Source organism: Moraxella sp. TY6, from assembly GCF_048551375.1.
Classification (GTDB): Bacteria; Pseudomonadota; Gammaproteobacteria; order Pseudomonadales; family Moraxellaceae; genus Faucicola.
This window is the reverse complement of record NZ_JBLYZJ010000007.1, coordinates 14,364-27,667: the sequence shown is the minus strand read 5'-3', so window position 1 is coordinate 27,667 and position 13,304 is coordinate 14,364. Positions and strand designations below refer to the sequence as shown.

Genomic DNA, 13,304 nt, shown 5'->3' with positions numbered 1-13,304 from the left:
TGCGTTCCACGCACCATTACAAAACTTAGTTAATAAAACCCTTGTTAAAACCATCAAATCGGATAACATCGGACTGCCATCCATCGTTATTCCCCATAGCGTCCACACCTGTGGGCGTTGTATTTCCTCCCTTATAAGTTGCCATCTTGTTTCGCCAAAGTTTGGTATCTCGAAACAAATCCCAAAAATCAAAATCGTTAGAATCAAGCATTTCACCTGCGGTTTTGCGTGCATCTAACGCCAGCCAACGCTCAAACTTCTCATTATCATTGTCGATGACCGTATCCAAGGTGGTAGCAGGTTCGTAGGTTGGGTTAGCCGTTTTGGCATAACCCACCTTATCCACAACAATCTCAACCGCCTCACCCTCAAGCACCTTCGCCCAGTTCGCCTGTGCCAAATCAATCTCCGCTTGGGGCAATCGCATGGTGTCGATATGCTGTAATACACGACTTGGCGACATGGTTTCCAAAATCTCTTTGCCCTTGTTTTGATTGCGTTTAAGCTGACCCTGCAAGCGTTTTTGGCGTGTCTGCTCAATGACCGACTGCGGATAATAGGCTTGTCGATTGGCATGGAGTTTTGCCACTGCCAATAGTCTGCCGTCCCAGTCATACACCCAAATCTGCATTGGGTCATGTACGTCATAGCCGACCTGCAACCGCTCACCGTGGTACTCAGTCAAATCTTTGCTAAAGTAGATATGATTAAAAATCTTAATCTCACAGCGTTCCACCGTGGCTTCAGTGCGAGGTCGGAACAAGTCCAACGCCTCGGCTTCGCTCACTGTCACAAGGCTCAAGCCATGCTGTGGCATTTCCGCCACCTTCAAGTCCCAATATTCCTGCGGTGTCATATTGCCACGTCTGCCAGTCAATTTATTCACACGGCGAGGCAATGAGCTATGCGGTTGATTGTTATACTCATTCACCGCCTCCGCACACAGTTTCAAAAACTCATCCCACGACACCAACGTATTAGACTGCCCAAACTCCTTGATTTCTTGGCGAGTTTTCTTAAACACCGCTTGCTGTCTTTGTTTGTCCATATCTTTGCCAATATAGGTCGGTAGGCGTTTTGCCAATCGCACCCAAATCGTCTGATGCGAGCGTTCAATGATACCTTTAGCTTGTGAGTTGTATGGCAAACTATGCTTAATTTCAGTGCCAAGCCTATCCATCAAACCCACGCCCTCAGCACTCATTAAGGCATTTTTATAGCCTGTACCGTTATCGACATAAAAAATCGCCATCACACCATTCACACACACCGCCATTGTGATAGCCGACAATACCGCCAGCCCACTTTCTGCCAAATCCACTGAGTAGCCAACTACTTTACGGCTTGCCACATCAATAATGACGGTGATTTCAGGGCGAAATGGCTTGCCACTCAAAGGGTGAGCCACTTCCGCATCAAAGGTATGACCATCAGCGGTATAAATATCCGTTGGAAACAACATAGACGTATCACGGCGGATAAAGGGCAAAATATTCTTAATCTCACGGCTACCCATCCGCCCACGTTGTAATTCAACATTGCCAACACGTTGTTTTAGGAAATACTCCGCTTGGCTACGAGTTGGCACGTTTTCACCGTTCAATGCCTGTGCCAGTTGTCGCATGACTTCGCTCAATGTTGGCTTGGTTGGCTGTTGCCATAGCTTCAATAGCAACGCAGACCAGCTGTGTACCACGATTTCACGACTTTTCGGAGCGAGTAACGCCACTAGGCTATCATTCTCAGTGGCTTCTTCTGCTATTTTCAGCCAGTTAAATAAAGTCGCACGGCTGACCTTAGCGTTACCGCCATTCTCCGTTTTAGCCCCTGCCTTAGCCCCTGCCTTGGCATTGGCACGTCTTAGCGTATCAGCGAGGGTGGCGGTCAGTTTACCGTCTTTGCTATCGCTGACCATTTTTTCGACTGCCTTGGTTTTGCCAATCAGTTCAGCCACTTCAAGCACATGGCGGACGATAGCGAGGCGAGCCGTACCGCAGTTACGTTGCCAGTCTGCGAGTAGGGTAGGGTTAGCATTGACTGCCCGTATCTCACTCCCCCCTTTTTTAAAGGGGGGTTGGGGGGGATTCTTAGCCGTAGCGTGGGTTAGCGGAGCGTTACCCACGATTTGTGCAGGTAACTCAACGCTATCAGCCATTTGCTGAAGCAACTTAGCTTTAATTTCAGCTTGAATTTCTTGACAAAAACTATCAACAGCATATTCCACACCACCACCACGACCTTCTCTATCACGAAAAGACCAGTTTTCTTTAGAAGCTGTCCGCTTGATTGTCCGCTCACTTGCACCATTTAAAACTCCTAACTGGTACAATTCTTTAGCAGAATAATAGGCTTTCATACCGCCCCCAAAGCCAACTCATTTTTTAATTCAGTAATTTTGCTTGTACGCCTTGCTTTACGCTCCTGTTTCTCTTTATAAAAAGGAAACATAACTTCAAACTCATAATTTCCTGCCAAAGCTACAGCTTTTGCAATTTTTTTACTGCCATGTCCATCACGAATCACAGTCGCTACCGATTGAGGACGCACATCTAACGCTTCAGCAATCGTAGTTGCGTTGTAACCTCGTTGCTTTAACGCTTGATAAATTTCATCAGCATTCATACAATCACCTCATATAGTTTCATTTACATTCATTTTTTAACTTCAATAATGAACTGCGGTAGCTACTTCACTTCATTGAGTGCAATGTTATCCAAATATATTTGGCATGTCAATATTATTTGGAAATTAATTTATTAATAAGGATTATTTGTTATGTTAACCAAAGAAGATATGGGTATTAGATTAGTTGAAGAACGTAGTAGATTAGGCTATTCGCAGGCTAATCTTGCTCACCAAACAGGCAAAACAAGAGAACAAATGCGATTATATGAAGTTGGAAAAAGCGTTATGTCAGCAGAATTTTTAGCCCAAGCATCACAACTTGGCTTAGATATTCAATACATTATTACTGGCATAGAATCCAAAAATATTTCTGACGTGATGAAAGCAGAGGAAAAGGAAACTATTACCAACAACATTCAGGGTAATGTTAGCAATAGTGTTTTTGCTGGGTCTGGCTCAACAGTTCATCAAGTCAATACCCAACAGCACATAACTCGCACCAAAGCCGAAGTCAAAGCAGGGGATGAACATATTACCGATGAACAAAAAGCCAATTTACAAAGATTGGTGAATGAAATTGTTGAAGCTGAACAAAAATACCGCACACCAAAATCTGCAAAGTCTTTCAGAGCAGTATGGGCTTCTCTTAACAAACATTTAAAAGTCACCTCATATCACCTAATACCATTAGAAAAATATGAAACTGCTAGAAAATATCTGCAACAATGGATAGGGCGATTAACTTCAACAAAAACTGCCTTGAAAACTGATATAGACTCTGTTCGTAAACGCCAATATTCTTATATTCACACCAATATTAAGAAACTGAACCTACAAGAATGGTATGATGATTACTTACAGAAAAAATTTGATGTCACCAGTTCAACTCAGCTTGATAATGACCAACTTAGAAAGCTTTATAACGCTGTTGCTTACCAAGTAGGCAAAGCCAATACAAAATAAACTGGATTAAACTTAGACAAAATAAACCAATAACTTTTTTACCGTGTCTAAGTTTAAATTTTTATTTCCTTTTTTGTTTGTGTAAGTTATTGTTTTTTATTAAAAAATAAAACTACGACAAGTTGTTTATATTTTGTCCTACTGTCCAAGTTTATTGCGTATAACTTGGACAGACATCCCCTAATTGCAGAGAACGGACACACCACCAAGGACGGCATCAAGCGAGAACTGGCACAGCTTCTAGCCACCAACACCACACCAGCCATCACCGCCACCATTGACCACATCACAGGCACACGCATCACACTGACCGCCTCATCACCTGCGGACATGGCGACACTCATTAACGCCACACTGACACCTTCTTCCCCTGTCGAGGTCGCTTAACTTACACCGAATTAGTCTAAAATAACTTATTAAAATCACCCCCTCAAAAAAGTTATCCACATTTAGTCTAAAATAAAATAGAAAAAGCCCCATCATCACGATAGGGCTTCTACTCTCACCAACACTTTTCCTAAATCCTTGCTACCACTGACTTCCAACCAAATTCCATCCCATTTTTTCCCACATTATCCAATCCCTTCCCATTTCCCTCCAACCCCCTTCTAGTCTAAAATAAACTATCAAATCACAGTAGGTTGGGTCGAAGTATGAGACCCAACGCAATTTGTTGAAAATGTTGGGTTTCGTACGCTCAACCCAACCTATGACATATAGCCAATCACTTTATTTACGCCCATTTTTAACATTCACAGACCACGACCATGACCCCAATCCGACACGATATTTTAAATCTCAATGAAGAAAAACTGGTACAGCTTGCCAATGTCGGTTTGGTGAAACGGGCAAATAAAGCCCTTGATAATGGCGATATTCCCAATATCACACTGACCGCCGATAGCCTTATCAGCGAATTTAACGATGGGCATAAAGTGACTTGGCAAACCGACAATAGCATTACCGATAGCCAATGCACTTGCCCTGCTCCGATGTGTCGTCATCGAGTGCAGACCGTGCTTGCGTATCGCCAAGCCCATGATAACCCAAACGTCACCGTCAGCAGTCCGCATGAGATTAGCCGTGAACAAATCGAAAAACTTGCCAATGCCACGGTACTCAAAAAAGCCCAACGCCTGTGCCAACATGGCTTGACCATGAAACTCACCCCCATGCAAGACAACCAATGTGCCAGTGCGGTGTTACCGATGGCAACCGTCAAATTTTGGGGTGGGGCAAACCTCACCGAAGCCAGTTGTGACTGCCTACAAAAACAAGATTGCGAGCATATCCTACTCGCCAGTATCGCCTATCAGCAACTCGACACCGCCCCCAGTCGAAGCATTGATAGGGTGATGGATAAACAACAGCTTGAGCAATTTTTTGCCAAATCGCCCCAAGCACTATCCCCCCAAGCCACATCATCGAATCCTGCCAATGAGCCAACCACTAGCCATGAAATGCCGATTTCATTTTCTCTAAAAACTGATAGTTTGACGAATGCAGAAATTGAGCTATGGTCAGCCTTATTGACCGATGGGGCGACCGTAGGGCGATTGCGTTATCAACGGCTGATTCAAGATATTAGCGATAGCCTTGCCAAATCCAAAGAAATTTGGCTTCAAGCGATTTTAAACGATTTACAAAAATGGCTTACTGCCTATGAGAATCGGCGTAGCGACTTTGAAGCGGATAAAGGCTTTGAATTATTAAGCGAATATGTGTTACGCAGTTTGGCTCGGCAAAATCCTACGTTGCATAACACGGTATTGGGCGTTGGTTTGGCACATGAAACCCCAATTATTACGGCTCGCTTGGTTAGCCTTGGCTGTCGTATTACGGTGAATCATGCTGTCAATGACACTGTGGGTGATAACGGCATGGGCGGTAACATCATGGGCGACAACCGACAAGCCACGGTGATGTTATTTGACAGCAAAACCCAAACCCTATTGCCCTACCGTCATGCGTTTGGAATGGCTGACACACTCGACAATTCGCAACGCCTGAGCCAGTTGCAACGCTTGCGTATTTCCTCAAGTATAAGCTTACAACAGCTTGCCACAGGGCAACTGACCTGCCAACGGGCAAAACGCTTGGCAAACCATGAGTTGATACTTGCCACATCTCGCAAAACCTACAATCAAGTCTTGCCCCAACAAGGCGACTGGGCAACGATAGCCAGTGTTTGCCAAACCCACCTTAGCCACCAACGCCAGCTCCCCATGTTTTTGCAAGGTCGCTACCAACAGCCCAATTTTATCGTGTTAAACTTTACCCGTATCATCGAGCATGGCTATGACCCTGCCAATCAGCAATATGTAGCGATTGTTGAAGATGAAAGTGGCACACAATGGCTGATTTATCGGCAGTTTCAGCCCCACACGCCTTTTGCTTTGCACTCGATGGCGACCGCTTTTTTACAAGCCCAAGGCAGTTGTATTGTGTCAGGGACATACCACATTGAGCAAGGTATTTATCAGCTTGAAGCGTGGGCAGTGGTGACGGATAGGTTGTATGTACTGGATATTGACGACAGTATTCATCATCAGCCGTTAGCCCTACAAAACGCACCAACCCTATATATCCCCAATCTAAGGCAACATCATAATGTGATTGACAAAACGCTATTTGATTTTACACAGCAATGCGTCAAACGCTTGGTCAATGGGGAAAGCCACCAAACCCTGTCGCAATTTATGTCCTCATTGACATCTTGGGCTGAAAAATTTGGGGCATTGGGTTTGGCGGATTTGGCAGACGCTATTAATGGCTTGGTTAAAAATGATTTGCCTAAAAATGACTTGGTTAAAGAAGAGCTGTTTAAAGAAGGCAATTCGCAAAATGCCTTGCCTCATTTGCTGATGATATTGGCAAAAATTCGGTTATACCTCTAATTTATCATTGACCAGCTTAGGTTTTAACACCGCATAGGTTACCCCTGTGACCACACTACCGATAGCGATGGCGAGCAAATACAGTAAGGGAGCATTGATGGCATTGGGAATTAACAATACAAATACCCCACCATGCGGTGCTGCCAAGGTAATATGAAATAACCCAACCAACGCCCCTGTCAAACCACCACCAATCACACAGCTAGGAATCACACGGCTTGGGTCTTTGGCGGCAAACGGAATCGCCCCTTCAGAGATAAAGCATAACCCCAACACAAAGGAAGCCTTGCCTGCATTTTGCTCCTCTACGGTGAATTTTTGTTTGGCAAACCAAGTCGCCAATGCCATCCCAATCGCAGGGGTCATACCACCTGCCATCGCAGCCGCAATGGGGAATTGGTTGGGGGTGGCAAGCGTCAATAAGCCCACCGAAAAAGTATAAGCGGCTTTGTTAATTGGGCCCCCCATATCCACGCACATCATCGCACCCAAAATCAGCCCTAACAACACGGTGTTGGTCGTACCCATGTTGCTCAAGAAGTTTTGCATTGCATTTAGCAAATACGCCACAGGCTCGCCCACGACATAAAACATCAATAAACCAATCGCCAGTGAGCTAAGTAACGGCACGATTAAAATAGGTTTTAATGCTGACATGGTCTGTGGTAGGGGGAGTTTTTTGACCAAAAATAAGGCGATATAACCTGCCAAAAAGCCCGATACAATCGCCCCCAAAAACCCTGCCCCAAGCTGGGCGGATAGCAAACCACCAATCAATCCTGCTGCCAAGCCCACTCGGTCAGCAATCGAATAAGCAATATAGCCAGATAAAATCGGAATCATCAGGGTAAAGGCGGCTTTACCAGTTTGCATTAACACATCGGCAAGACTGCCCTCATTTTCAAACGCCTTGATGCCAAAGATAAATGACATGGCGATTAACAATCCGCCTGCCACCACAATCGGCAACATAAACGACACGCCTGTCATCAAGTGTTTATAAATCGTGGACTTGATGGAGGTGCTGTCACCACTGGTGCTACTTTTGGTGGTTGCAGTCGGTATTGAGCCTGCGGTGGCTTGCTCGATTTTGGCATGGCTAATGGCTTGCTCAAAGGTTTTGTTAGTTTGTTTGAGCGCCATCCCTGTTGAGGTGCGGAAGATTTTTTTGCCTGCAAAACGGTCGGTATTCACCTCAATATCTGTCGCCAAAATCACCACATCCGCATCGGCAATGGCTTGTTCGCTCAAGATGTTTTTTGCACCCACTGAACCTTGCGTTTCGACATCCATATAATAGCCGAGTTTTTCTGCCCCCAACTTCAAGGCATCCGCCGCCATAAAGGTATGGGCGACCCCTGTTGGACACGCCGTAATGGCGACAAAGCGTAACGGCTGAGTGGCAGAACTGGCTAAAGCAGTTGGATTGGCTGAATTAGCTTGGCTTGTAGGATTTGGGTCGTTAAGAAGGTCGGTGAAGGCAGATGCTAGGGCATCATTGTTCATCAGCCCAAGGTGGCGTTGGGGTAGGGCAGTCGCACCATTTGGCAGTGTGATGTTCGGTACTCGCTCGCCACCCAGCCATAATAGCAGGGTATTCTTAAGACTATTGTTAACAGTATCGTTTTGCAGTCGCTCAGTGAGCTGTTCGGCACTGCTAAACGTGCTGACAGTGATGCCTTGAGCGGTTGCCAATTGGGTTAGTTTTTTGGCGATGACAAGACCTTGGGTAGGCGGTGTGGTATTGCTAATTAGATATAGGTGTTGAATGGGGGTTTGCATGATAAAATCCAAAAAAATCAAATAGTTAAATTATACCAAAGGTTCGATACTGACTTGAGCCATTAACGTGTTTAGCCGACTGGTATCAGGCAGTTGACAGCCAATTTGGCTGACCGTATGGCTCGCTAATGCGGTGGCTTGTCGTAGCGTTTCGGTGGTCGAAAGTGCTGTGGCGATGCCATGCAACACCCCTGCTAATAAGGTATCGCCTGCCCCCACGGTACTTTTGACAGTGACTTTTGGTGGATTTGCGTGCAAGGATTGCGTGGGGTTGAGCCAGTTGACCCCTTGTTCTCCCATTGAGATGACCCAGTTTGGCGTATGATTGTGCAAGGTATGGCTAAGATGAGCCAATAATGTGCGTTGCTGTTCAAGGCTTTCGGCAGGTAAGCCAAAGCTTTCTTGCAGTTCATCGGTATTGGGTTTGAGTAAAAATGGGCTATGACTGACCGCTGTGGTCAGGGCATCGCCACTGCTGTCAATGGCAAGCTTTGGATTGTGCTGTTGAATGGTGGTAATCAGCTCGGCAAAGTCCGCAAGGCTAAAGGCTTGAGGTAGACTACCTGCCATCACCACATAGTCTACCTGTTGGCATAGCTTGGGCAATATTGTCAGTAGCTTGGCTTTGTCCGCATCCGTGACGCTAAAGCCTTTACCATTGACATCGGTCATTTGCCCATTGTCTTCGGCAATCTTGATGTTTTGTCTGGTTTCACCCATCACAGTAACAAAAGCATTGTGTAGCCCTTGTGTGGTGAAGTCTGCCAAAAAAATCGCTTGATTGGCTTCACCCAAAAACCCTGTCACCCACACATCATGCCCCAAGGATTTTAGCACTTGGGCGACATTTAGCCCTTTACCAGCAGGGCGACTGTGGCTGTGACTCGCTCGATTCACCTGACCAACGGCTAAGGTTGGCAATTGCAAGGTAATGTCTATCGCAGGGTTGAGGGTGATACATAAAAATTTTGCCATGACAGTCTCCTTAGATAGTAGCCGATGTTAAGGCACGTACTTGGCTTGCAGTCGCACTGGCTAAGGCTTGTTTGGCAAGTTGTTGGCAGTCAGACAGGTTAAGTGTGCGAATTTGGGCTTTGACAAGTGGGATTTGTTTGGCAGAAATGCTCAATTCATCAACCCCTAACCCCAACAGGATTGGCACGGCTTGGCTATCACTTGCCAATTCACCACACACACCGACCCATTTGCCGTGGGTGTGAGCCGATTGCACCGTACGGTCAATCAGCATCAATACGCTCGGATGTAGCCCATCCGCTTCGCTCGATAGCACAGGATGACCCCTGTCAATGGCAAGGGTGTATTGGGTCAAATCATTGGTGCCAATGCTAAAGAAGTCCACCTCTTGAGCCAAGATAGGGGCAAGTAGGGCGATAGACGGCACTTCGACCATGATACCCACTTGTAAATCAGGGCAAGGGTAGTCCAGTAGCACCTCATCCAATATCGCTTTGGCGGATTGCCAGTCTTCTAACCGCCCAACCATCGGAAACATGATACGGAGCGGACGACCATTGGCAGATTTGATTAAGGCGATAAGTTGTTGGCGTAACAGCTGTGGTTGGCGTAGTGTCATGCGAATCCCTCGCACGCCCAAAAATGGGTTTTCTTCGGCAGGCATCGGCAGATAAGGCAGTGGTTTATCCCCACCAACATCCAGTGTGCGTACCACCAATGGGCGACCTGCCAACGCATCAAATACGGTCTGATAGTCCTGTATTTGGCTTGCTTCATCAGGGGCGGTGCTGTGCGACATAAATACCAATTCGGTTCGCAACAACCCCACAGCTTCTGCCCCTAATGCCACAGCTTGGGCGGTATCATGGACATTGCCAAGATTCACAGCGACTTCGACTTGGTGGTTATCTTGGGTCACCGCAGGCTCAAGGGCATGGGCTAGTGCTTGTTGTTGTTGCTCGGCAAGTTTGGCTTGCTCAGATAGCGTATGGGTCACACGCTCGCTGTCAGGATTGACGATAAATTCACCTGTCACCGCATCCACCAGCACCGAGCTGGTATTGGTAATACCTAAAATCGCTTCACCTGCCCCCACTAAGGTGGCAATGCCCAAGCTACGAGCGACAATCGCAGTGTGAGAACTTGCCCCACCGACTGCGGTCAAAATCCCCAATACTTGACTAGGGTCTAGTTTGGCAACATCACTGGGTACTAAATCTTCGGCAATCAAAATATATGGCTCATTGGGGGCGAGCGATTGGCTAACACCGCATAGCTTGGCTAACACCTTATCACCGACATCACGCAAGTCCATCGCACGTTCGGCAAGCAAACGATTGCTTAACCCCGACTGCTCAGCGACACTCTTATCAATATGCCGTGACCACGCCATCGGAGCGGTCAAGCCTTGTTGTAGACCCGTTTTGACAGGATTCACTAGCTCTGGGTCATCCAATAATGCCAAATGGGCGGTAAAAATCGCTTGAATATTGGGATTGGTGGCGTGTTCGATGTCGTGTTGTAGGGCGTGTTTGACCACATCAATGGCATCAGCCAACTTGGCTTGCTCTTGACTGGCATCGCTATGAATGCTCGAAGCCAATTCTGCAAATTCAAACGCTACTTGGGTTTTGACAAAGGCTTGTCCCACCGCAAAACCACGACAAGCCACGATAGCTGGATAGGCTTGATTGTCTTGTAACTGCTCAATTGGCAGTTTATTTGGCGTAGCATTTGTATCACTGAGAGCAGGGGCATTGGTTACCGCAAGGCTATTCCCATCAAAGCTATTCGCCTCAAGGGCGTTCGTTGCCACTGTGGGTAGAGGCTCTATGGGGTCGCCTAGCCCTTGTTGAATGGCTTCGATTAACTGGGGTAATTGGGCTTCGGCATCGGTGTTTGGTTCTGCCATCAGCGTCAAGGTATCCCCAAAACTTGCCCCCAATGACAGCAATTTGGTCAGGCTTTTGGCAGATACATACTCAGTTTGAGCGGTTTTGACCAACACATCGCCTGTTAATGCTTGGGTCAGTGCCACCAACTGCGTGGCAGGGCGGGCGTGTAGTCCATTCGGCATTGCCAGTCTGACAGATTGGCTTGTCCAGTCTGGGATGATAGTCGCCCCAGTACGTTGTGCCAAATAGCGAGTTGGGTTGTCTTGATGAGCCAATTCTTTGAGCAAATTGGGCGTGGCTAAAACATCCAATAATTTGCCTAATGCTTCTGCATCCATGCTTGGATGGTCGGCAATCGCCACCAATAATTGCAACTGATGCGACTGTTTGGCAATCTCAAATGCCAAAGGCGTTGCGAGGCTCACCAAGCTGACCGCAGGCTGTTGCACCGATTGCGAACTGATGACCGACCACACGCCATCACTTAGCTCAATGGCAGTATCTAGCGATAATTGTGCCAAAAAACCTTGTCCGACCCGTTGGTGATTTTTTAGCAGTTGGGTTGCTTTCAGTAATACATCATCAACATCCGTTGCCATCACTGAAGTGGCGATGAGTTGTTCGTGTAAATACAACTGCGGTGGGGTGGCTTGTAAAATCGCCAAAATCTCATCGGCAGTGTTGGCGGTCTGAATCGACTCACTGACATCATCCCGTAAGGCTTTGGTCAGTTGTTGTAATACTTGTAAATGTTCATCGGATTTTGCCGCAATCACCACCGCAAGATGTACCACATTGCCCTGTTCATCCCATACCAAGCCTTTGGGAAAATGCACCAGACGCACACCAGTTTGGAGAATTGCATCACGAGATGCAGGCGTACCATGAGGAATCGCAACCCCTTGTCCAAGATATGTGGCACTTTGAGCCTCACGGTCTTGTAAGCCTTGCAAATAGTCAGGGGTGGTGAGCTTTTCTTGCACCAAAATCGATGCCAATAACTGCAATGCCTCGGTTTTGTTATTTGCCGATTGGTGCATCACCACGGCTTGTTTATCGAGTAATACCATTCATTATTCTCACAATGTCAAAAGTAGAAAAGGGCATAATAGTTGTTTAAATTAACCTGAGTTCGGGGTAAGAAAAATTATAAATCATTGATATTGCTATCATTTAAATCTCCCCCAACCCCCTCTTTACGAAAGAGGGGGCTATACCCCCATAACTTAGACTAAAACGATAGGTAAGTCCCCCTTTGAAAAAGGGGGATTTAGGGGGATTATATGGAAAATGCTAATACTTCTTATCTCGAGTTCAGGTTAAATTAGCAATAAGATAAGTTGTATAGGGGCTGGTATACGCCCAAAATTTTTAATAAGGTTGTTAATGTATTTTAGAATGTATCATGCAAGACATTATTTTTACCCTTGTTTAAGGTAAGGCCATGCCGCTTTTAGATAAATAAACATCGACCATAGCGTCAACACCACCGAAATCATCATCAAGACATAACCGACTATTTCCAAGGATTCCCAATTTAGCAATAACACCGTAATCGCAATCATCTGAAAAGTCGTCTTGAGCTTGCCGACATACGACACAGCGACACTGGTGCGATTGCCAAGCTCTGCCATCCACTCACGCAATGCCGACACCGCAATTTCACGAGAAATAATCACAATTGCCGAAATAGCCATCACAATATCAGGATGCCACTGCACCAAAATAATCAAGGCGGCTGCCACCATTAACTTATCTGCCACAGGGTCAAGAAACCGCCCAAATGCCGAAGATAAATTCATCTTACGAGCAAAATAACCATCCAACCAATCGGTAATGGCCGCCAAAATAAATACAAAAGTTAACAAAAAATGTCGCAGTAAACTGTCACTAAAATGATACATACCGATATTGGCAATCGCATTATCACTAATGGCAGGTTGATTGATTCCCATCGCAGGGGGCCAATAGGCAATTGCCACAAACAGCGGAATCATAACAATTCGAGCGATGGTGAGGTTATTGGGTAGGTTAAAGATAGAGTTGGCAGGCGTTGGCTTCATCAATGTTTCCAATGGCAAACCCCTTCCATGTCAGAATATATAGTTATATTGGGTGGGGTGTAACCGATGTTATTGCGTTTGCAACTCACGTGGGTGGCGTGGAT

General features: G+C 46.2%; 9 protein-coding genes. 3 read left to right on the top strand and 6 right to left on the bottom strand.

Annotated features, from left to right (window positions below; translation table 11 throughout):
- Window positions 1-25: 25 nt before the first annotated feature.
- Both ACK1U4_RS06580 and ACK1U4_RS06575 read right to left on the bottom strand, forming a co-directional pair.
- The gene (locus ACK1U4_RS06580) at window positions 26-2,356 is read right to left on the bottom strand and encodes a Mu transposase C-terminal domain-containing protein (protein WP_419400087.1); all 2,331 of its coding nucleotides are present in this window, start codon (window positions 2,354-2,356) and stop codon (window positions 26-28) included.
- Window positions 2,353-2,622, bottom strand: a complete 270-nt coding sequence (locus ACK1U4_RS06575) for a hypothetical protein (protein WP_419400086.1) — start codon at window positions 2,620-2,622, stop codon at window positions 2,353-2,355. The genes ACK1U4_RS06580 and ACK1U4_RS06575 overlap by 4 nt, the downstream gene beginning before the upstream one ends.
- Window positions 2,623-2,775: 153 nt before the next feature.
- On the opposite strand from ACK1U4_RS06575, the gene ACK1U4_RS06570 reads away from it, so the two are divergent.
- The 3 genes from ACK1U4_RS06570 (at window position 2,776) to ACK1U4_RS06560 (ending at window position 6,485) form a co-directional block, all read left to right on the top strand.
- Window positions 2,776-3,588: an ORF6C domain-containing protein gene (locus ACK1U4_RS06570; protein WP_419400085.1), complete on the top strand. Its 813-nt coding sequence runs from the start codon at window positions 2,776-2,778 to the stop codon at window positions 3,586-3,588.
- Window positions 3,589-3,753: 165 nt separating this feature from the next.
- Entirely contained in the window at window positions 3,754-3,975 is a 222-nt protein-coding gene (locus ACK1U4_RS06565; RefSeq protein WP_419400084.1) for a hypothetical protein, read from the top strand.
- Between the two features lie 380 nt (window positions 3,976-4,355).
- On the top strand, window positions 4,356-6,485 hold the full coding sequence (locus tag ACK1U4_RS06560; RefSeq protein ID WP_419400083.1) for an SWIM zinc finger family protein: 2,130 nt from the start codon (window positions 4,356-4,358) through the stop codon (window positions 6,483-6,485).
- Here ACK1U4_RS06560 and ACK1U4_RS06555 read toward each other — a convergent pair.
- From ACK1U4_RS06555 to pgsA, 4 genes are all read right to left on the bottom strand, one after another.
- The gene (locus ACK1U4_RS06555) at window positions 6,474-8,267 is read right to left on the bottom strand and encodes a fructose-specific PTS transporter subunit EIIC (protein ID WP_419400082.1); all 1,794 of its coding nucleotides are present in this window, start codon (window positions 8,265-8,267) and stop codon (window positions 6,474-6,476) included. The genes ACK1U4_RS06560 and ACK1U4_RS06555 overlap by 12 nt on opposite strands.
- 30 nt (window positions 8,268-8,297) lie before the next feature.
- Window positions 8,298-9,242, bottom strand: coding sequence for a 1-phosphofructokinase (gene pfkB, locus ACK1U4_RS06550; RefSeq protein WP_419400081.1), 945 nt, complete (start codon window positions 9,240-9,242; stop codon window positions 8,298-8,300).
- Between the two features lie 10 nt (window positions 9,243-9,252).
- Window positions 9,253-12,207, bottom strand: a complete 2,955-nt coding sequence (gene ptsP, locus ACK1U4_RS06545) for a phosphoenolpyruvate--protein phosphotransferase (RefSeq protein ID WP_419400080.1) — start codon at window positions 12,205-12,207, stop codon at window positions 9,253-9,255.
- A 351-nt stretch (window positions 12,208-12,558) separates the two neighbouring features.
- Entirely contained in the window at window positions 12,559-13,200 is a 642-nt protein-coding gene (gene pgsA / locus ACK1U4_RS06540) for a CDP-diacylglycerol--glycerol-3-phosphate 3-phosphatidyltransferase (protein ID WP_419400250.1), read from the bottom strand.
- Between the last annotated feature and the right edge of the window lie 104 nt (window positions 13,201-13,304).